The sequence below is a fragment of the Luteitalea sp. genome (assembly GCF_044337415.1).
Taxonomy (GTDB): domain Bacteria; phylum Acidobacteriota; class Vicinamibacteria; order Vicinamibacterales; family Vicinamibacteraceae; genus Luteitalea.
Map to the genome: position 1 here is coordinate 1 of NZ_JBIINP010000071.1, position 20,098 is coordinate 20,098.

Here is a 20,098-nt window from a genome sequence, read left to right on the forward strand (position 1 = left end):
CCGTTCCGGCCGGACTTCTACCAGTCGGACCTGCACCTGTTCCTGCCCATCTCGCGCCGCTACTGGGTGCAGGGGTTCCTCGCACACAACCTCACGGCCGTCGCGCGGGAGATCCTGTGCATCGGTCCAGTGGCGTTCTTCGCCTACTGGCGCCTGACGCACGTCGCCGGCAAGCGGATGTAGGCCCCGCACCCGGACGGGAATCGGGAGACGGGAGTCGGGAATCGGGGCGCGTCCGGCTGAGGGCACGTCTCCGGTCGTCGGGCCTGCGGCGCCGTTGGTCACGCCGTATGGACGGGAAGACAGCAGGAGTCTGACAGCGCCAGTGCGTCGTTCTGCGCTAGCGACTGCCGACTGCCGACCCCCGACTGCCGACCCTACGCGTAGTGGTAGAAGCCGCGACCCGACTTGCGGCCGAGGTGTCCCGCGGCAACCATGCGGCGGAGCAGGGGACAGGCGCGGTACTTCGGATCGCCGAGGCCCTGGTGCATGACATCGAGGATCGCGACGCACACGTCGAGGCCGATGAAGTCGGCCAGCGTCAGTGGGCCCATCGGGTGGTTCATCCCGAGCTTCATGACCGAGTCGATCGCCTCGGCGGTGCCCACGCCTTCCATCAGCGCGAACACGGCCTCGTTGATCATCGGCATCAGGATGCGGTTGGCGATGAAGCCCGGGTAGTCGCTCGCCGGCACGCCCGTCTTGCCGAGCCGCGCGCACAACGACTCGGCCAGCGCCATCGAGGCGTCCGACGTCGACTGCCCGCGGATCAACTCCACCAACTGCATCAGCGGCACCGGGTTCATGAAGTGCATGCCCAGGACCTGCTCGGGTCGCTGCGTCGCTGCCGCGATGTCGGTGATCGAGATCGACGAGGTGTTGGTCGCCAGCACCACCTCGGGGCGCACCAGGGCGTCGAGCTTCCCGAACAGCGCACGCTTCGCCTCGCGCTGCTCGACGATGGCTTCGACCACGTAGTCGGCGTCGGCGAGGTGATCGATCGAGCCGAAGAAGGCGAGGCGGCCGAGCGTCGCGTCGCGATCCTCGGCGCTGAGGGTGCCTTTTTCGACGAACTTGCCGAGGCTCTTCGCGATCGTCGCCTTCGCCTTCTCGAGCGCCGGCGCCGACACGTCGATGAGCCGCACGTCGAACCCGCGTTGCGCGAACGTCTGGGCAATCCCGTTGCCCATCGTGCCCGATCCGATGACGCCTACCAGTTGCACATCCATCACACGCTCCGCAGGTCGGCGACAGGCCTCAGGCCGCAGGCGGCCTGTATGGTCAGGTCGCCTGTGGCCAGCAGCCTGCAGCCTGTTTCTACCGCTCGATCGCAATCGCGACGCCGTTGCCGCCGCCCAGACACAGCGCGGCGACGCCGCGCCGCAGGTTCCGGCGCTCGAGGGCGTGCAACAGCGTCACGAGGACGCGGGCCCCGCTCGCCCCGATGGGGTGCCCGAGCGCGACCGCGCCGCCGTGCACGTTGACCTTCGACTCAGGAATCCCGAGTTCGCCGGTCACCGCCAGCGCCTGCACCGAGAACGCCTCGTTGATCTCGAACAGGTCCACCGACTCCATCGTCCAGTCCGCCTTCTCGAGCACCGTGCGGATGGCCGGGACGGGCGTCATCATCACCCACTTGGGCTCGAGGCCAGACGTCGCCTGCGCCACGATCCGCGCGCGCACCGTGAGCCCCCGCTCCGCAGCGATATCGTCGGCAACCACCACAAGCGCCGCCGCGCCGTCGTTGACGCCGGGCGCATTGCCGGCCGTGACGGTGCCGTCCGTGGCGAACGCCGGCCGCAGCTTCGCCAGCGCCTCGATCGACGTGTCCTCACGCACCGACTCGTCGCGGTCGACGACGAGCGGGGCGCCCTTCTTCTGCGGGATGGAGACCGGCAGGATCTCGGCGGTGAACGCTCCCTCGCGCTGCGCCTGCGCCGCCTTCTGGTGGCTGCGCACGGCGTAGCCGTCCTGCGCCTCGCGGCTGATGCCGTACTTACCCGCCACAGCCTCGCCGGTCATCCCCATGTGCCAGTTGTCGACGGCACACCACAGTCCGTCCTGGACCATGCTGTCGACGACCTGCCCGTGGCCCATGCGGAAGCCTTCCCGGGCTTTCGGCAGCAGGTACGGCGCCTGGCTCATCGACTCCATGCCGCCGGCCACCACGATGTCGCGGTCGCCGGTGGCGATGCCCTGGGCGGCGAGCATCACCGCACGCAGGCCCGACCCGCACACCATGTTCACGTTCAACGCCGGGACCTCGACGGGCAGGCCCGCGGCGAGGGCGGCCTGGCGCGCCGGGTGCTGTCCCAGTCCTGCCGAGACGACGTTGCCGAGGATGCACTCGTCGACGTCCTCGGGCGACACGCCGGCGCGGGCCACGGCCTCCCGGATGGCGAGGGCGCCCAGTTGCGGCGCGGTGAAGTCCTTGAGCCCGCCGAGGAACTTGCCGGTGGGGGTGCGGACGGCGGAGACGATGACGGCCTGACGTTGATGCATGGCGGGAGCCTCCAGAGGGGCTTTGTACAGCCTACCCGAAGCAGGGGAGAGTCACGCCGGTAGGGCCGGTTGTCCCAACCCGGCCTTCGTGTGGCCGGGCTCGGAGAGCCGGCCCTACCGTCCTTGGCCCGACTGCCGACGCCCGACTGCCGTCGCTATACTGCCTCTGTGTTTTCTTCGAAGGAGCTGGCGCCGGGCACGGTCATGAAGTTGATTGCCGAGCAGCCACACAGCTGGGGCAAGGTCGAGGCCTCGTGGCACCTGGCGGTCGGCGGCGGGATGGCGCGACTGTGCAGCCCTGTTCGCGAGAGCGACGGCGTGATCTACGTCCGGGCCCAGGATGCGCGCGTGGCCGAACAGCTCGACCTGCACCGGCGGGTGATCGAGGGACGGCTGCGCGAGTTGCTGGGTGACCACGGCCGCGCCTTCTCGGTGGTCTAGTGCCATGCGCCTCATCCTCGCGTCCTCGTCGCCGCGCCGCGCCACGCTCCTGACGGCCGTTGGCTACACCTTCGAGGTCCGCGTGGCCGACGTCGACGAGACGCCGCACCCCGGCGAGACGGGGGAGGCGCTGGTGCGCCGACTCGCCGAGGTCAAGGCGCGCGCCGTCGCGTGCGCTCCCGGGGAGCTCATCCTTGCCGCCGACACCACGGTCGTCTGCGAGGGCGTGATCCTGAACAAGCCAGAGGACGAGGCGGACGCGGCCGCGATGCTGCGGCGGCTCTCGGGTCGCCCGCACGAGGTGTACACCGGCGTCACACTGCGCCACGGCGGCGGCGAGGAGAGCCTGGTGGAGCGGACGACGGTGTGGTTCGCGTCGCTGTCGGAGGAGGAGATCGCCTGGTACGTCGGCTCGGGCGAGCCCCTCGGGAAGGCGGGCGGGTACGGCATTCAGGGGCGCGCGTCTCGCTTCGTGACCCGGGTCGACGGCTCCTACCCGAACGTGGTGGGCCTGCCGGTGGCGCAAGTGGCGAAACTTCTGGCGAAGTACGTCCAACCAGCGTCATAATCCGCCTGAGGGATGCCTTTCGTTCTCCCGCGCCCCTCCCCACAACCATGAGCGGATCCAAGACCGTCAAGATCGCGATCTCGACCCTCGTTCTCGGGCTGGCGTTCAGCGCCATGCTGTACTCGAGCCTCAGCGAGGATACGCAGTACTACAAGCACGTCGATGAGGTGATGACACAGCCGAGTCCGTGGTACGGCAAGCGTCTGCAGTTGCATGGGCATGCGTCGGACATCCGCCGCAAGCCGGACTCCCTCGATTACCGGTTCGACGTGGCCTACAACGGCCAGGTCGTGAAGGCGTCGTACACCGGCATCGTGCCCGACACGTTCAAGGACGGGTCGGAGGTGGTGGTGAAGGGCACGCTGGGGCCCGATGGCTTCGTGGTGGAGCCCAACGGCGTGATGGCCAAGTGTCCGTCCAAGTACGACCCGGCCAGTCCCGGCGCCGGTGCGGGCATCCCGGCCGCGAAGTCGGCGAGCTAAGCGCATGCCGGCCCTTGGCACGTTCCTCCTCCTGACCTGCTTCGTGGTGGCGGCCTACGCGGCCACCGCGTGCCTGGCGGGCGCGCGTCGACAATCGACGCGGCTCACCGAAAGCGGCATCGGGGCGTTCTACCTCGTCACGGCCCTCATGTCCGTGGCGTCGGCGGTCATCATGTACGCCTTCGTCACCGACAGCTACTCGATCAAGTACGTCGACAGGTACTCCGACGCGGCCCAGCCGCTGATCTTCAAGCTGACGGCGTACTGGGGCGGGCTCGATGGCTCGATCATGTTCTGGGTGCTGCTGCTGTCGGTGTTCGGGGCCATCGCGGTCCGGAACTCCCGCGAGTCGCACCGCGAGCTGATCCCCTACGTCGTGGCCGTCATCGCCATCGTGGAGATGTTCTTCCTCTTCCTGATGGTCGTGCACAACAACCCGTTCGAGACCTACCTGGCCGACATCCCGCCAGACGGGCAGGGCCTGAACCCGCTCCTGCAGAACGTGTACATGGTCATCCACCCGCCGTCGCTCTACATCGGCTTCGTGGGCATGACCATCCCGTTCGCGTTCGGCATGGCGGCACTGGCCACCGGGTACCTCGACGACTCCTGGCTGCGCGCGGTGCGGCGCTGGACGATGGTGAGCTGGCTGTTCCTCTCGCTCGGCCTCACGCTCGGCATGATCTGGGCGTACGAGGAACTCGGGTGGGGCGGCTACTGGGGCTGGGACCCCGTCGAGAACGCCGGCCTGTTGCCCTGGTTCACGGCCACGGCCTTCCTGCACTCGGTGATGGTGCAGGAACGGCGAGGCATGCTCCGCGTGTGGAACATGACGCTCGTCATCACGACGTTCTTCCTCACCATCTTCGGCACGTTCATGACCCGCTCGGGCATCGTGCAGTCGGTGCACGCGTTCGGCGAGGACAAGGAACTGGCGTGGATGTTCACGGCCTTCATGACGGTGCTGCTCGTCGTGAGTTTCGGCCTGCTCATCTACCGCCTGCCGTTGCTCCGGGCGCGCCATGAGCTCGACTCCTGGGTGTCGCGCGAGGCCGCGTTCCTGGCCAACAACTGGATCCTGCTGTTCTCGGCGATGTTCGTCCTGTTTGCGACGATGTTCCCGACGCTCAGCGAGGCGGTGGCGGGGGAGCGCCTCACGGTCGGCCCCCCGTTCTTCAACAAGTGGATGCTGCCCATCGGGTTGGCGCTGCTGCTGCTGACCGGCGTCGGGCCGCTGCTGGCGTGGCGCAAGTCGACCATCGACAACCTGCGGCACCAGTTCCAGTGGCCCATCCTCGCGGCGCTCGTCACCGGCGGCGGCTTGCTGGCGCTCGGCGTGCGGGTCTGGTCGTCGGGCATCTGCTTCGCGTTGTCGGCCTTCGTGACCGCCACGATGGTGCAGGAGTTCGTGCGTGGCGCGCGGGTGCGGCAGCAGTACTCGGGCTCCGACCTGGTGACCTCGGCCATCGGCCTGGTGGCGCGCAACCAGCGGCGCTATGGCGGCTACATCGTCCACCTCGGCATCGTGCTGATGGCGTTGGGCTTTGCCGGCGACGGGTTCAAGCAGGAAGAGCAGCTCCTCCTGAAGCCGGGGCAGTCGGTCGCGGTGGGGCCCTATTCGGTGCGCCACGACGGCATCGCCATCACGCAGGACGCGCAGAAGCAGATGGTCACCGCGCGGATGACGGCGTTCCGCGACGGCAAGGAGATCGGCCCGATCTCGCCCGCCAAGTGGTTCTACAACAAGCGGACCGAAGAGCCGACCACCGAGGTGGCCATCCAGCGCTCGATCGGCTACGACCTGTACGTCGTGCTGGCCGGGTTCGACGCCGAGCAGCAGTCGGCCACGTTCCACGTGGTGGTCAATCCGCTCGTGAACTGGATCTGGGTCGGCTTCGGCATCATGGCGATCGGCACGCTGATCGCGCTGCTGCCCGAACGGGCGCTGGCGACGGCCGCCGTCAAGGTGCCCTCCGGGGCCGCGACCGGATCCACGACGTCGGTGCTCCTGCTGCTGGTCCTGTTCGGCGCGTCGGCGTTCCCGGTGCATGTGCACGCGCAGGGGCACGTCGAGGGCGCGACCACGGTGATCGTCCCGATGTCGCCATTCGAGCGCGAGATGCAGGGCCAGATCGTGTGCATGTGCGGCACCTGCGGGCGGCAGCGCCTGTCGGAGTGCACGTGCGGCACGGCCGAGCAGATGCGCGTCGAACTGGCCGGGCTGGTGAAGAAGGGCTACACGCGCGACCAGGTGCTCGACTACTACGTGCAGAAGTACGGCAGCCAGGAGCCCCTGGCCATGCCGATCGACAAGGGCTTCAACCGCCTCGCCTGGGCGGTGCCGTACGCCGTGGGCGTGGCCGGCGCGATGTTCGCGGGAGCGGCGGCGTTCCGCTGGTCGCGGCGTCGGCACGATGCCGAAACCCCGGTGCTCGAGTCGACGCAGGCCGAGGCCTGGCACAAGAAGCTCGACGAGGAACTGCGTGACCTCGACTGACGCTGGTGGCGGCGCGCGCGCCTGGCAATTCTTCGTCGTGCTCGGATTGGTTGGGGCCACTGCGGCTGTCTGGCGTGAGCCCCGCTTCACGCGCCCCGAGCATCTCATCCTGCTGAGCATCGGGATCGTGGCGGCCGCGCTGGCGGCCACGGCCCTCCATCGCACGCTCCTGCCGCTGGTGATGCCGGAGCGCGTCGTCGGCGATGCTCGGCGTTCCACCCGCCACCTCATCGCCCTCGAGCGCGAGAAGTCGCTCGTGCTGCGCAGCATCAAGGAACTCGAGTTCGACAAGGCCATGGGCAAGGTGGCCGACCCGGACTTCGACGACATGGTCGGCCGGTTGCGCCAGCGGGCCGTCGGCCTGATGCAGCGCATCGACCTGGGCGAAGCCGGCTTGCGCGAGCGCATCGCCAAGGACCTGGCGGGGCTGCGGCAGCCGAAGGCGGCCCGAAAGGTGAGTGCGCAGCAATGTGGCCAGTGCCGGACGCTCAACGACGCGGACGCGCGGTTCTGCAAGACCTGCGGGGCAACGCTGTGAGCCCCGCGCGCTGGTGGGTTGCACGAGGCGCCAGTGCCGTCCTCGCGCTGGCGGTCGTGGCTGCGGCGCCGCTCTCGGCGCAGATGCCGGACCTGCGCCAGATGAACGGCATGGCGCTCCCGAGCCAGGATCTGCCTGACGGGTCGGTCTCGGTGCGTGTCCTGCGACAGACGATGGGCAACAACGTCGTCGGGGCGCAGGTGACCGTGACCGGCGATGGCGTGTCGGACTCGGCGCCGACCGACGAGTCGGGACGCGCCATCTTCGCGGGCCTCGGGCCCGGCAAGGTGGCCGTGGCCACGGTGACCGTCGATGGCGAGGCGCTGCGATCGCAGCCCTTCGAGGTGCCGCGGACGGGCGGCCTCCGGGTGATCCTCGTGTCTGGCCTGTCGGGGGCGCCTGCGGCGGCGTCGCCGGATGCTGCGGCGGCACCCGCCACGCCGGCCGAGCCGGCCAAGCCAGGCACCGTGGTGTTGGGCACGCAGTGGCGGACGATCGTCGACTTCGCGGAAGAGAAGCTCGAGATCTTCCACATCTTCGAGTTCGTGAACGCGACGGCCACGCCGGTGTCGGTGGAGAAGCCGCTCGAAGTGGCGCTCCCTGCCGACGCCGAACAGGCGACGCTCCTCGAGGGCTCGTCGTCGTCGGCTCGCATCTTCGAGCGCAAGCTGGTGGTGGCGGGGCCGTTCGCCTCCGGCCGCACCATCGCGCAGGTCGCCTATCGTCTTCCCATCTCGGGCGGGCGCCGCGAGATCGCGGTGCCGCTGCCCGTGGCCAGCCTCTCGACCAACGTCATCCTCCGTCGACTGGGGGAGACCCGCCTCGTGGCACCAACGTTGCCCCAGGCGCGCGAGGCCGACGCAGAGGGCAAGGCGTACTGGACGGGCACGGGGCCCGGCATGAAGGCGGGCGAGACGTTGACGCTCGTGGTCGAAGGGATCCCGCACCATCCGGCGTGGCCCCGGTACACCGCCCTCGGACTGGCGGGGCTGGTGGTGGTCGCTGGGCTGTGGCTGATCTTCCGCGTGCCTGTGGATCCGACCCACCGCATCAAGGCCCTTGAAGCCCAGCGCACGGCCCTGCTGACGCGCCTGCAGCGCCTGGAGCAGGGCGGCGAGCCCGCGACGGAGGAACTTCGGGAAGAGCGCGACGCCGTGCTGCGGGATCTCGAAGGCGTTTACGCGCTGCTCGACGCCGAGCGCGTGCGAGCGGGGCAGGCGCCCGCCGTTCGCCAGGCCTCCTAGTGGAGCCATTGCTCGTCGCGTCGCGCATCGCCCGGCAGTTCGGACGACGCCGGGTGTTGCGCGACATCTCGTTCGAGGGGTACGCCGGCGAGGTGTTCGGCCTGCTCGGACCCAATGGCTCGGGCAAGACGACGCTCCTCGGGGTCCTGTCGACACTGGCCGAGCCGTCGCGCGGCAGCGTGCGCTATCCGGCGGCCGACGGCCTCGACTCGCCCCGGCGCCTGATCGGCGTGCTCGGCCACGAGCCGCAGTTGTACGGCGAGCTGACCGCGCGCGAGAACCTCGAGCTGTTCGCCCGCCTGGCCGACGTCAAGGACGTCGCCGGCGCTGTCAGCGTCGCCCTCGAGCGGGCGCACCTCACCGATCGCGCCGACGACTTCGTGGAGCGGTTCTCCCGCGGCATGCGACAGCGGCTCGCGTTCGAGCGGGTGCTGCTGCCAGAGCCCCGCGTGCTGCTGCTCGACGAACCCTTCACGGGGCTCGACGACGAAAGCGCGCACCGCATGGTGAGCCGGCTCGCGTCCCTGCGCGACGCCGGGACGCTGGTCGTGCTGGCCACGCATGACCTGCTGCTGGTGGAGTCACTCGTCGATCGCGCGGGGATCATCAAGCAAGGCGTGCTGGTGCCGCTCGACCGCACCCTGCCGCTGGCCGAGGCCTACCGCGCTGCCGTCAACGCCGGGGCGGCGCCGGTTCCGGCAGCGCACTCGGGATGGAACGAGCGTCCCTCCGTGGCCACGTTCGGCGCGTCGGCCGAGCACGCGAGTGCAGGGGAAGGTCTGACCACCACGCCGCCCAAGGCCACCCCGGCGACCGCCGAGACGTCAATCGGCGAGATCGCGCGGGCCTCGTGGGTGCTCCTCGCCAAGGACCTGCGCATCGAATGGCGATCGCGCGAGGGGTTGCTCACCACCGCCTGCTTCGCGCTGGCCTGCGTGCTGGTGTTCTCGTTCGGGCTGGTGCGCGAGGGGACGCCGGTGCCCGACGCGGGCCCCGCGGTCCTGTGGGTGACCGTGGCGCTTGCCGGCACGCTGGCGATGGCCCGGACGTTCGAGCGCGAGCGGGCGGCCGGCACGCTGATGGCGGTGCTCGCCTCGGCGACCCCCCGACCTGCCGTGTACCTCGGCAAGTGGTTCGGACTCATGGCGCTGATGTTCTCGGTGGAAGTCGTGCTGTTGCCGCTGGTGGCGCTGTTCTTCCAGATGCCGCTCGACAGGCACCCGCTGATGGTGGCGAGCCTGCTGGCGATGGGCACGGCGGGTTATGCGGCCATCGGCACCCTGTTTGCGGCGATGCTCGCGCGGACGCGCACCCGCGACGTGTTGCTGCCGCTGCTGCTGTATCCGATGAGCGTGCCGGTGATCATCGGCGGCGTGCGCGGCACGGCCGCGGCGCTCGCCGATCCCTACGTGCCGGGCGTGGTCAGCCTGTGGCTGCCCCTCTTGGTATGCTTTGACGCGGTATTCGCCATCCTCGCCCTGTGGACGTTCGGTACGCTGATGACCGAGGCCGCACCCCGGGTCGCCAAGGAGAACTGACAATGCTGAACCGCAGCGTGCCCGCGATGCTGGTGGTGGCCATGGGCATGTTCCTGGCCGCGCCGTACTTCATCGCGCAGGCGCCGTACGAGTCGACGATGGGACTCGTCCAGAAGATCTTCTACTTCCACGTGCCGGCGGCGATCATGATGTTCCTGGCGACCTTCACGTGCGGCTTCGCGAGCATCGCGTACCTGGCGCGCGGCCGGGCGCGGAGTGACCGCCTGGCCGAGGCCGCGGCGGAGCTCACGGTGCTCTTCGGCATCATCGTCCTGATCTCGGGACCGCTCTGGGCGCGCAAGGCCTGGGGCGTGTGGTGGCAGTGGGATGCGCGACTCACGTCGACGCTGGTCCTGTGGCTGCTGTTCTCGGCCTACCTGCTGCTGCGGCGCTTCGGCGGGCCCGGGACGGAGAAGCTGGCCGCGGGCGTGGCCCTCTTCGGCATGGCCAACGTGCCGTTCATCTACTGGTCGGTCAACGTGTGGCGGACGCTGCACCCCAAGACGACGGTCGTCCCGTCGCTGGTGCCGGCCATGCGGTTCCCGTTCTACTGGTGCATGTTCGCGTTCTTGCTGCTGTTCCTCGCCCTCGTGCGCGCCCGGGTGCGCCTGGCCGAGCAACAGGACGCGCTGGACCTCCTCCTCGCAGAGACTGAAGGCTGAGGCATGACGACGACCTTCGTGACGAGATGTGTTCGACTCTTCGCGCTGCTGTGCGCCCTGTGGATCGGCGGCAGCGCGGGCCCGGCGTTCGGCCAGGCCACCGAGACGCCCCATGGCAAGGTGACCACGACGGCACAGGAGGAGTACGTGCCGATCGACCAGCTCCCCGAGAACGAGAAGCTGCCGGCGGCGCCGTTCCTCGTGGGGGCCTACGCGGTGGCGTGGGTGGCGATCCTGGGATATCTGCTGATGCTCTGGCGCCGGCTGGGCCGTGTCGAGGCCGAACTCCGGGACGCGCGCCGGACCGCCGGGGGCAGGTAGGCGCTCGTGACCGCCGGGCACTTCATCTTCATCCCCGCCACGCTGCTGGTGGGGATCATCATTGGCTGGATTCTCGGGTCGCGCGCCGCGATGGACGCCATGCGGTCGCAGCAGAAGCGACAGGACGAGAAGCGGAAGGGCTGACGGTCAGCGGAGTGGTCGTCGGCCCCGGGACGCGACGCTAGCGTCCTTCGGCCAGCCGGGAGGCGAGCAGTTCGGGCAGGCCAGCGGCGCGGATGGCCTGCATCTCGGCGTCCACGTCGTACGCCACGCGGCAGAGCGTGACCGTCCGTGCGCCGAGGTCGACGATGGCGTACGCGGCCCGCGGGTCGCCGTCGCGCGGCTGGCCGACCGATCCCGGATTGACCAGCCACCGGTCCTCGAGCCTTATCGATAACGTCGTCCGGGTGCGGTGCTCGCCGCTGTCGACGACAGGGTGGCCTTCGCCGGACCCGTACGCGCCCTGCACGTGCGTGTGGCCGAACAGGCACAGCGGGCGACGTCCGAGGGCGGCGGCATCGCGGATGTCGTCGATCCACACGAGGTAGGCGTCTTCGTCGGCTGGCGAGCCGTGCCACACCTCGAGGACATCGTCGACGAGCATCGGGCCGGCCGGAAGGTCGCGCAGGTAGGCCAACTGGCCTTCCGACAGCGTCCGCGCGGTCCATTCCGCCGCCTCGCGGGCGTGCGAGTTGAAGCCGTACAGTTCCATCAGGCCGCAGACGGCCTTGTCGTGATTGCCGCGCACGACCACGTGCGGGGCAAGGGCGCGAATGCGCTCGATCACGTCGCCCGGTTCCGCCCCGTAGCCCACCAGGTCGCCGAGTACGAGCACACGGTCGTACTGGTCCGGCGTGCAGTCACGCAGGACTGCCGCCAGGGCGGGCAGATTGCCGTGGATGTCGCTGATGACGAGGTAGCGCACGCTCTTCGGTCTATAAACGTTGCAGACGGGCAAATAGAACGCCTACCACCCGAGTTTGTGCAGGATGCGCTCGACGAGGGCATCCACGCGTCCTTGTGCGTCGACGCGCACATGCGCCAGACGGTAGGCGGCGCGGCGCTGCTCGAACAGCGCCGCGAACGCCTCGCGGTCCGAGGCCAGCGGGCGACGTCCATCCGAGGGTACTCGATCGACGATGCGGGCAAAGGGGGCGTCGAGCCAGACGGTGAGCCCGTCGACGAGGATATCGGCGCGATTGGCCGGCTGGACGAAGGTGCCGCCGCCGGTGGCCACGATGACGTGGCGCGCGGGGAGCAGTGCCAGCAGCACCTCGCGCTCCACCTTGCGGAAGTAGCCCTCGCCGTGTTCGGCGAAGACCTGCGCGACGGTCTGGCCCTCCCGGCGCTCGATCTCCTCGTCGAGGTCGACGGCGCGCCAGCCGAGGCGGCGGCTGAGGGCCCGGGCCACCGTGGTCTTGCCCGAGCCCATGAAGCCCACCAGGTACAGCTTGTCGGTCGGACTGCCGGTCATTTCCTCAGGGCGACCAGGACGTCGAAGAATCCCGGGTAGGAGACATCCACGGCATCGGCGCCGCGGATGACCGTCGGTTCCATGGCGCCGAGGCCGGCCACGGCAAAGGCCATCGCCAGTCGGTGGTCGTCGGCGGCGTCCACCAGCCCGCCGAGCAAGCGGCGGGACCCGCGCACATGGAAGCCATCGGGCAGTTCATCGGCATCGGCCCCGAGGGCTCGGAGGCCGTTGACGAGCGCCGTGATGCGGTCGCTCTCCTTGGCCCGCAGCTCGCCGGCGCCCGTGACGCGGAGTTCGCCCCCGTGCGTGGCGAGGGCGGCGAGCACCGGCAGTTCGTCGATGAGTCCCGGCACCTCCGCCGGTGTCAACTCGAGCGGCCGCAGCGCCCGATGTCGCACGCGCACGCGACCGACCGGTTCCTCGGCATCGGTGCGGTCGACCTGCAGGTCGACGTCGGCGCCGAGGCGACGCAGCACGTCGAAGATGGCGGTGCGACTCGGGTTGAGGCCCACATCGCGGAGTTCGATGAACGACCCCGGCAGCGCGGCGGCCGCGCAGGCCCAGAAGGCGGCCGACGAGGGATCCCCGGGCACGGCCAGGGGCCGCCCCGTGAGGCGTTGCTCGCCGGTGATGCTGATGACGTGGCCCTGGATGTCCAAGGTGGCGCCAAAGGCCTTCAGCGCGCGCTCGGTGTGATCGCGCGTCCCGGCCGGCTCCTCGAACGTGGTGGTCCCGGCCGTCTGCAGCCCGGCCAACAGGACGGCCGTCTTCACCTGGGCGCTCGGGGTCTCCGGGCGATAGGTGATGGGCGTGAGGTTGCCGCCCGTCACGTGCACCGGCGGGCGGCCCTCGACGGACGTGACCTCGGCGCCCATCTTCTGGAGCGGCGTGACGACCCGCATCATCGGGCGTCGGCGCAGGGAGGCATCGCCGGTCAGGACGCTGGTGAAGGGATGGGCCGCGAGGATGCCGGCCAGCATGCGCAGGGTCGACCCGGAGTTGCCGCAATCGAGGTCGGCGGTGGGGGACTGGAGTCCACGCAGGCCGCGGCCGACGATCTGAACGGTGGGAACCTCGGCGCCGCTGTCGCGGTCGAAGCTGGCGTGGCGGGAGACGACCACGCCCAACTGCTCGAGGCACCGCAAGGTGCTCTGGCAATCGTTGCCCGGCGCATAGTGACTGATGCGCGTGACGCCCTCGGCGAGGGCCGCGAACATCGCGTATCGATGGGAGATGGACTTGTCGCCCGGCACCCTGACCACCCCCTCCAGGGCGGTGGCGGGCCGGACGGTCACGATCCTCGTGAACTCGGCGGGCATGCGGGCTTCACTGTAGCATCCGCACCCGCTTTTGCCGTGTCATGGCGACCTCCTCGGCGAGCCCCGCCGGCAGGGGAGCGTGTATGATGCACGCGCCACACCCGACCGCATGCCCACAGACCGCGCAGCGCTCTCCCTGGTGCTCAACAGCCACGTCGACGTCCTCGACTACGTACAGGTGGTCTGCGACCAGCTGTGCGCCACCGCGCACCTCAACGAAGACGCCGGCCATTGGGTCGGCGTGTCGGTGCGTGAGTCGGTCGTCAACGCGATTCGCCACGGCAACAAGTTCGATCCCGCCAAGCATGTGGGCGTGCACTTCGCCTTCGTGCCTGCCGACGATGGCCCGGACTTCCTCGAGATCGTGATCACCGACGAGGGGGAGGGATTCGAGCCCGAAGAGGTGGCCGATCCGCTCGCGCCGGAGAATCTCCTGAAGTCCAGCGGTCGCGGTATCTTCTTCATGCGCAACTTCATGGACGACCTCCAGTTGCGCCGTCGGCCCGAAGGCGGCATGGAAGTCCGCATGCGCAAGCGCCTGTCGGCCCCTCCTGCATGAATCACGTCCCGTCCGAGTCTCCTGATCCCCTGCTCCTGGCCACCGCCGTCGAGGCGGTCCAGAAGGCGGGCGCCATCCAGATGGCCCACTTCGGCGGGCCGATGCGCATCGACAAGAAGGGCGCCATCGACCTGGTCACCGAGGTCGACGTGGCCGTGGAGCGCATGTTCCGCGCCCTGATTGCCGAACGTTTTCCGGACCATCTCGTCCTCGGTGAGGAACTGCAGGAGGACGACCTGCGGACGCGACAGGCGCCCGGGTACTGCTGGGTGTTCGACCCCATCGACGGGACGACGAACTTCGCGCACGGCCTGCCCATCTTCTGTGCGTCGTTGGGCCTCGAACTCGACGGCGAGGCGATCGTGGCCGCCGTCTACGACCCCACGCGTCGGGAGCTGTTCACGGCGGAGAAGGGCCACGGTGCCCGCCTGAACGGCGAGCGGCTGGCCGTCAGCCGGTCCAGCGCCGTGCTGGAGAGCCTGCTGGTGACGGGCTTTCCCTACAACGTGCAGCAACCCGAGGTTGGCGAAGAACTGGTCGACCTGTTTGGCCACTTTCTCGGACGGAGCCGGGCGGTCCGTCGGCTCGGCTCGGCGGCGCTCGACCTGTGCTACGTGGCCGCGGGTCGCCTCGACGGCTTCTACGAGGCGGCGCTCAAGCCGTGGGATTCCTGCGGCGGCGCGTTGATCGTGGAGGAGGCAGGCGGGCGCGTGAGTGACTGGCGCGGCACACGGTTCCAGTCGCGGATGCCGCAGGTGCTGGCCACCAACGGCGCCATCCACGACGAGATGCTCGCGTTGTTGACCGAGTTTCACGCCCGACGCAGTGGCCTGACCGACTGACGCCTGCCGGAGACACCGGGCAGGGCACATTCCTTGCTTCATGCTCGTCCAGAACATGACGACGGTGCCCTGCGGGGCCCGGACCGAGTGCCGGAGGCGACACGCATGGGGCGTGACCTCCGGGGACGCCTTCAGGCGGGGAGACAGCTCATGGTGCGACGGTTCTTGGCAAGCGGGGCGATGGTGCTGGCGTGCAGCGGTGCCGCCTTTGCGCAGGATGTGGTGATCGGCGGCAACATCGGCGGTTTCCTCGTGAAGAGCGAAGAGGCCCGTGACCGCAGCGACGTGCTGCGGCAGAACCTCACCTTCCTCGACTTCATGCTCGAGGACTTCAACGGGGCCACCGCCGGCGGCGACTTCGCCATCAGCCTCGGGTCTTTCCTCGAGGTCGGGGCGGGCGTGAACTACTACGCGCGCACCGTGCCCACGGTCTACTCACGATTCGTGGACAGCGATGGCACCGAGATCGAATCGGACCTGAAGCTGCGCAACATCCCGATTGCGCTGACGGCCAAGGTGTTCCCGCTGTCGCGCGATGCCGGGGTGCAGCCGTACGTCGGTGGTGGCGTGCAGTTCAACCTCTGGCAGTACACCGAGGTGGGCGAGTTCCTCGACTTCAGCAACGGCGACATCTTCCGCGACAGCTTCACCGACGACGGCATGGAGATCGGCCCGGTGTTCCTGGCCGGCGTGCGATTCCCGGTCGGCGCGAGTGCGCTGATCGGTGGCGAGTGGCGCTACTCGACGGCCAGGGCCGACCTCGACCCAAGCCTCGGGTTCTCAGGCGACACGATCGACCTGGGCGGGAACTCGTTCCTGTTCACGGTGTCGTTCAAGCTGCGCTAGGGGCGGTGAGGCCGGGTGTGCACCACCCGGCCGTTCTCCACGGCGGCGCGGTCCGAGACCGCGGCCTACCGGCGCACGTACAGCGCGACGCCGCCGCCCTCGCAGGTGCGGGTGAACCCGTCCAGGAAGGCCGGGTCCTTCTGCGCGAGCTGGAACAACTGGTCGCCGCCCTCGGCCTTCTCCTCGACGAGCATGAAGGCGGCATGGCGCCGCGGGCTCTTCAGGGCCTCGAACCAGATCTCGCCGATGCCCTCGTGGATGAAGTGGCGCAGCGCGAGGCCGTTGACCGACATCTCCTGCATGTAGTGCGCGAGGGAGCCCATGCTCACGAGGATGGGCTCGCCGCGCCAGTCGTCCATCAGGCACGCCGTCACCATCCGCCGCTCCTTCTGGTGCGGCCGGTCCCACTGCGCTTCCTCCACCATCGGCGACGTGAGGCCCACGGGACGCCGGTCGAATCCCAGGGTCGCGAGCACCAGGAGCAATACGAGCCCGCGAGACGCCTTCGGCGCCAGCGAGACCAGCAGGCCGATGCAGGCCGCGGCCGCCGTGATCAGCAGGATCATGTAGCGGATCCGGAACGGGTGCCCGCTCACGAACGCGTAGTAGGGCAGGGCGGCGCACCCCGCCAGGGCGATGGCGAACCACCACGCCTGCCGGTCGCGGCGCACGAGGCCCTGCACGAAGACGACGGCCGCTGCCGCCGCACCGGCCCAGGCCACCGGCCACCCGCCCACCTTGCCGAGGCCCCAGCCCACCTGGACCAGCGCCTTGGCCGGATCGCGATACGCGGGGTTGTTGGGCTCGTAGAAGCCGCCCGTGACCAGCCACGCGCCGACCGTCGCCTTGCTCAGGACCAGGAACAGCAGGAGGGCGCCGAGGGGCCAGGCGCCCACGCGCAGCGCACGGCCCGCCGCGGTCGGGAGCGGGAGTCCCGAGCGCCACAGCACCAGCACGGCGACCAGCCCCGCTGCGGCAGTCATCGGCCAGGCCTCATAGCGGGTGAGGCAGGCCAGGCCGAGGACGAGTCCCGCCGGCCAGGCGGCACCGGTGCCGCCGGCGGCGGCCCAGCGGTGGAGCAGCGCGATACCCGACACGGTCAGGCCGAGCAGCAGCGGCTCGGTCATCGGCGTGGACTGGAGGTACAGCAGGTCCGGCTGATAGACGAACACCGCGAGCGCGGCGACGGCGGCCGAGCGCGAACCGGAGAGCGAGCCGACCAGCCAGCAGAGGGCTCCTGCGGCGCTGGCAAACGACAGCATCGAGATGACCACGCCCGAGAGGCCCGTGCGGTACCAGGCGTCGACCTGGACCGGCAAGGCATTCAGGACGTGCGGCAGCGGGAGCCACACGGCGCCGATCTGCCGCCAGCCGGGGGTGAGGCTGTCGAAGATGCGGCGCGCCACGACCAGATGGGCCTTGGCATCGTAGTGGCTCAGGGTCAGGTCCTGGCCGGCGTAGTAGGTGGTCGCCAGGCTCCCGAGCACGAGGGCCACGGCGGCGCCGAGCAGGGGAAGGAACCAGGGACGGGCTGAAACGGGGGCTGGAGCGGGCACGGGTATAATCAGGCTGGCCGGAGCTCGACCATCCCGCCATAGTACCTCGGCCACCCGGAGGCCTTCGAGGCTCGCTCCGGTCCCTCTCCTGCATGTCCAGAGTCGTCGCCACTGTCCAGTCGTTCGCCCTCACTCTCGGCGCCCCGGGGCTCTTCCTCGTGGCCCTGCTGGACTCGTCCGTCCTGTCGCTCCCGCAGGTACCCGACCTGCTGCTGATCTGGATGGTCGCCCGCCAGCCGTCGATGTGGCTGGTGTACGCGCTGATGACGACGCTGGGGTCCGTGCTGGGGTGTCTCTCGATGTACCTGTTGGCGCGCAAGGGCGGCGAACGGGTGCTGCGCAAGATGGTGAGCGCCGAGCGCATGGAGCGAGGGCGTGCGACGTTCCAGAAGTGGGGCCTGCTGGCGGTCCTCGTGCCGTCGCTCCTGCCCCCGCCCGCCCCGTTCAAGGTGTTCGTCCTCCTGGCGGGGGTGGTGCAGATCCCCCTGTGGCAGTTCGTCGCGGCCATCGGGATTGGGCGCGGCCTCCGTTACGGCCTCACGGCGCTGCTCGCCCGCTGGTATGGCGAGGCGGCGATGACGTTCCTCGAACAGCACATGCGCCAGATCTCGCTTGGGGTGGCCCTCGTCCTCGTCGTCGGCGCGCTGGCGTGGGTGCTGCTGCGGCAGCGCCGGACGCAACAGGCCGGTGCGGTATAATTGCGCGTTCGCCTGATGCCGCCCGAGATCTCGCTCGTCATCCCCATCTTCAACGAAGCGCCCAACATCGAGGCGCTCTACGGGGAGATCACGGCGGCCCTCGATCCCTGGGGCCGGACGTACGAGGTGCTGCTGGTGGACGATGGCAGCACGGACGGCAGCGCCGACCTGCTCGCTGCGCTGCCGGCGCGTGACCCACGCTTCCGCATCATCCGCTTCCGCCGCAACTTCGGCCAGACGCCCGCCTTCTCGGCCGGCTTCGCCTACGCCCGCGGCCGCATCATCATCACGTCGGACGGCGACCTCCAGAATGACCCCCGGGATATCCCGATGCTGGTCGCACAGCTCGAAGCCGGCTACGACATCGTGTGCGGGTGGCGCAAGGACCGGAAGGACAAGATGGTCACGCGCCGCATCCCGTCGATCATCGCCAACCGGCTGATCTCGCGGGCCACGGGCGTCGAGTTGCACGACTACGGCTGTTCGCTCAAGGCCTTCCGGTCGGAAATCGTCAAGCCGCTGCGCCTGTACGGCGAGATGCACCGCTTCATCCCGGCCATCGCCAGCGAGTTCGGCGTCAAGGTGGCCGAAGTGGTGGTCAACCACCGGGCGCGTCGCGCCGGCACCTCGAAGTACGGCCTGTCGCGCACGATTCGCGTCATCCTCGACCTGCTGACGGTCAAGTTCCTGCTGAACTACGCGACACGGCCGCTGCAGATCTTCGGCCTGGTCGGCGTGATCCTCGGCGGACTCGGCACGCTGATCATGGCGTACCTCACGTTCGTGCGGTTGTTCATGCACCAGTCCATCGCCGACCGTCCGTTGCTGCTGTTCGGCATCCTGCTCGTCTCGTCGGGGCTGCAGTTGCTCACGATGGGGCTGCTCGCAGAACTGCAGGCGCGCACGTACCACGAGTCGCAGGACAAGCCCACGTACGCCATCCGGGAGATCGTCGAGGCGTCGGCGGAGCATCCCGAGGGCGCGCACGTGCCCGTCCACATCGGCACCGGTCCGCGGGAGCTGTCACGGGGGTGAAGCCCCCGCGCGAACACGACGCGCGGATCACCGTGATCCAGCGTGAGCTCTTCGACGAGAAGAAGTCGAAGGCGCAGCGGTACGCCGACCTCGTCGTCGGCAAGCCCGGTCTCTGGCCCCTGCTCAAGCACGAACTCATCACGTTGCTGTGCTGGGGCGTCCCCGGCGCGCTGGGGCTGTTCCTGCGCTCGAAGCTGTATCCCCTGTTGCTCGGCTCGTGCGGGCGGGGCGTCGCGTTCGGCGCAGGCGTCGTGCTTCGCCATCCCCACAAGATCCACATCGCCGACAACGTCGTCGTCGACGACGGGTGCTGCCTCGACGCCAAGGGGTCCGACAACCGCGGCATCACCCTGGGGCGCGGTGTGTTCCTGGGCCGCAACGCCATCCTCAGCTGCAAGAACGGCGACATCGTGGTGGAGGACGAGGCCAACATCGGCTTCAACACGGAGATCTTCTCGGCCTCACGCGTGCGCGTCGGCAAGAAGGTCCTCATCGCCGCGTACACGTACCTGGTCGGGGGGGACCACCTCTACGACCGCGTCGACGTGCCCGTGCTCGACCAGGGCCGCACGGCTGCCGGCATCGACGTCGGCGACCACGTGTGGCTCGGCGCGCACGTGGTGGTGACCGACGGTTCGCGGATCGGCCGTGACGCGATCATCGGCGCCGGCGCGGTCGTCGTCGGCGAGATCCCCGACTACGCCATCGCAGTGGGCACGCCGGCCAAGGTCCTCCGCGACCGCCGAGAAGGCGCCGACCCAGCCAACGGCCAATGATGTCCGACGTGAGTGTGCCGTCGTCGACATTCCGGCATCGCAGCACTCGGAATCATCAACGGCCGATGACGCGCGACGTGGGTGTGCCGTCGTCGACATTCCGGCATTGCGGCACTCTGGAGCATCAACAGCCGACGATGCGCGACGTGGGTGTGCCAACGTCGACATTCGGCATCGCAGCATCGCTGCATTACCAGCGT

General features: G+C 69.4%; 23 protein-coding genes. 17 read left to right on the plus strand and 6 right to left on the minus strand.

What is annotated here, in order from left to right:
- The coding region (locus ACIRDX_RS12220; protein ID WP_396625709.1) for a hypothetical protein at positions 1-183 on the plus strand (183 nt) is incomplete at its 5' end.
- Between the two features lie 194 nt (positions 184-377).
- On the opposite strand, the gene ACIRDX_RS12225 is transcribed toward ACIRDX_RS12220, so the two are convergent.
- Complete coding sequence (locus ACIRDX_RS12225) at positions 378-1,229, minus strand: 3-hydroxyacyl-CoA dehydrogenase family protein (protein ID WP_396625710.1); 852 nt, start codon at positions 1,227-1,229, stop codon at positions 378-380.
- An 88-nt stretch (positions 1,230-1,317) separates the two neighbouring features.
- Positions 1,318-2,502, minus strand: a complete 1,185-nt coding sequence (locus ACIRDX_RS12230) for an acetyl-CoA C-acetyltransferase (protein ID WP_396625711.1) — start codon at positions 2,500-2,502, stop codon at positions 1,318-1,320.
- 168 nt (positions 2,503-2,670) lie between these two features.
- Here ACIRDX_RS12230 and ACIRDX_RS12235 point away from each other — a divergent pair, with 168 nt between their 5' ends.
- Genes ACIRDX_RS12235 through ACIRDX_RS12280 form a run of 10 tightly spaced genes read left to right on the plus strand, consistent with a single transcriptional unit; the run spans position 2,671 to position 10,937 of the window.
- Complete coding sequence (locus ACIRDX_RS12235; RefSeq protein ID WP_396625712.1) at positions 2,671-2,943, plus strand: DciA family protein; 273 nt, start codon at positions 2,671-2,673, stop codon at positions 2,941-2,943.
- A 4-nt stretch (positions 2,944-2,947) separates the two neighbouring features.
- The gene (locus ACIRDX_RS12240) at positions 2,948-3,511 is read left to right on the plus strand and encodes a Maf family protein (protein WP_396625713.1); all 564 of its coding nucleotides are present in this window, start codon (positions 2,948-2,950) and stop codon (positions 3,509-3,511) included.
- Between the two features lie 47 nt (positions 3,512-3,558).
- Entirely contained in the window at positions 3,559-3,993 is a 435-nt protein-coding gene (locus tag ACIRDX_RS12245; RefSeq protein WP_396625714.1) for a cytochrome c maturation protein CcmE, read from the plus strand.
- A 4-nt stretch (positions 3,994-3,997) separates the two neighbouring features.
- On the plus strand, positions 3,998-6,490 hold the full coding sequence (locus tag ACIRDX_RS12250; RefSeq protein ID WP_396625715.1) for a cytochrome c-type biogenesis CcmF C-terminal domain-containing protein: 2,493 nt from the start codon (positions 3,998-4,000) through the stop codon (positions 6,488-6,490).
- A complete protein-coding gene (locus tag ACIRDX_RS12255) occupies positions 6,477-7,028 on the plus strand; it encodes a zinc ribbon domain-containing protein (RefSeq protein WP_396625716.1) in 552 nt (183 codons plus the stop codon). The genes ACIRDX_RS12250 and ACIRDX_RS12255 overlap by 14 nt, the downstream gene beginning before the upstream one ends.
- On the plus strand, positions 7,025-8,272 hold the full coding sequence (locus ACIRDX_RS12260; RefSeq protein WP_396625717.1) for a carboxypeptidase-like regulatory domain-containing protein: 1,248 nt from the start codon (positions 7,025-7,027) through the stop codon (positions 8,270-8,272). Before ACIRDX_RS12255 ends, ACIRDX_RS12260 begins: the two co-directional genes overlap by 4 nt.
- Positions 8,272-9,810, plus strand: coding sequence for a heme exporter protein CcmB (locus ACIRDX_RS12265; protein ID WP_396625718.1), 1,539 nt, complete (start codon positions 8,272-8,274; stop codon positions 9,808-9,810). The genes ACIRDX_RS12260 and ACIRDX_RS12265 overlap by 1 nt, the downstream gene beginning before the upstream one ends.
- A gap of 2 nt (positions 9,811-9,812) precedes the next feature.
- Entirely contained in the window at positions 9,813-10,472 is a 660-nt protein-coding gene (locus ACIRDX_RS12270; protein WP_396625719.1) for a cytochrome c biogenesis protein, read from the plus strand.
- Positions 10,473-10,475: 3 nt separating this feature from the next.
- Positions 10,476-10,793: a CcmD family protein gene (locus ACIRDX_RS12275; RefSeq protein ID WP_396625720.1), complete on the plus strand. Its 318-nt coding sequence runs from the start codon at positions 10,476-10,478 to the stop codon at positions 10,791-10,793.
- Between the two features lie 6 nt (positions 10,794-10,799).
- Positions 10,800-10,937 (plus strand): hypothetical protein, encoded by a 138-nt coding sequence (locus ACIRDX_RS12280; protein WP_396625721.1) that lies wholly within the window; start codon positions 10,800-10,802, stop codon positions 10,935-10,937.
- Positions 10,938-10,974: 37 nt separating this feature from the next.
- On the opposite strand, the gene ACIRDX_RS12285 is transcribed toward ACIRDX_RS12280, so the two are convergent.
- The 3 genes from ACIRDX_RS12285 to aroA are packed head-to-tail and all read right to left on the minus strand — an operon-like array spanning position 10,975 to position 13,586.
- A complete protein-coding gene (locus tag ACIRDX_RS12285) occupies positions 10,975-11,718 on the minus strand; it encodes a metallophosphoesterase family protein (protein WP_396625722.1) in 744 nt (247 codons plus the stop codon).
- A 42-nt stretch (positions 11,719-11,760) separates the two neighbouring features.
- Entirely contained in the window at positions 11,761-12,267 is a 507-nt protein-coding gene (locus ACIRDX_RS12290; RefSeq protein WP_396625723.1) for a shikimate kinase, read from the minus strand.
- Positions 12,264-13,586 carry a 3-phosphoshikimate 1-carboxyvinyltransferase gene (aroA, locus tag ACIRDX_RS12295; protein ID WP_396625724.1) on the minus strand — a complete coding sequence of 441 codons (1,323 nt, stop codon included), beginning with the start codon at positions 13,584-13,586 and terminating at the stop codon, positions 12,264-12,266. The genes ACIRDX_RS12290 and aroA overlap by 4 nt, the downstream gene beginning before the upstream one ends.
- 109 nt (positions 13,587-13,695) lie before the next feature.
- Here aroA and ACIRDX_RS12300 point away from each other — a divergent pair, with 109 nt between their 5' ends.
- From ACIRDX_RS12300 to ACIRDX_RS12310, 3 genes are all read left to right on the plus strand, one after another.
- Positions 13,696-14,145, plus strand: a complete 450-nt coding sequence (locus ACIRDX_RS12300; RefSeq protein WP_396625725.1) for an ATP-binding protein — start codon at positions 13,696-13,698, stop codon at positions 14,143-14,145.
- Positions 14,142-14,987, plus strand: a complete 846-nt coding sequence (locus ACIRDX_RS12305; protein WP_396625726.1) for an inositol monophosphatase family protein — start codon at positions 14,142-14,144, stop codon at positions 14,985-14,987. Before ACIRDX_RS12300 ends, ACIRDX_RS12305 begins: the two co-directional genes overlap by 4 nt.
- A gap of 150 nt (positions 14,988-15,137) precedes the next feature.
- Complete coding sequence (locus tag ACIRDX_RS12310; RefSeq protein WP_396625727.1) at positions 15,138-15,833, plus strand: hypothetical protein; 696 nt, start codon at positions 15,138-15,140, stop codon at positions 15,831-15,833.
- Between the two features lie 65 nt (positions 15,834-15,898).
- On the opposite strand, the gene ACIRDX_RS12315 is transcribed toward ACIRDX_RS12310, so the two are convergent.
- A complete protein-coding gene (locus ACIRDX_RS12315) occupies positions 15,899-17,389 on the minus strand; it encodes a hypothetical protein (protein WP_396625728.1) in 1,491 nt (496 codons plus the stop codon).
- Between the two features lie 92 nt (positions 17,390-17,481).
- Here ACIRDX_RS12315 and ACIRDX_RS12320 point away from each other — a divergent pair, with 92 nt between their 5' ends.
- The 3 genes from ACIRDX_RS12320 to ACIRDX_RS12330 are packed head-to-tail and all read left to right on the plus strand — an operon-like array spanning position 17,482 to position 19,898.
- Entirely contained in the window at positions 17,482-18,087 is a 606-nt protein-coding gene (locus tag ACIRDX_RS12320; protein WP_396625729.1) for a YqaA family protein, read from the plus strand.
- 15 nt (positions 18,088-18,102) lie between these two features.
- Entirely contained in the window at positions 18,103-19,122 is a 1,020-nt protein-coding gene (locus tag ACIRDX_RS12325) for a glycosyltransferase family 2 protein (protein WP_396625730.1), read from the plus strand.
- Entirely contained in the window at positions 19,119-19,898 is a 780-nt protein-coding gene (locus tag ACIRDX_RS12330; RefSeq protein ID WP_396625731.1) for an acyltransferase, read from the plus strand. Before ACIRDX_RS12325 ends, ACIRDX_RS12330 begins: the two co-directional genes overlap by 4 nt.
- Positions 19,899-20,098: the final 200 nt, after the last annotated feature.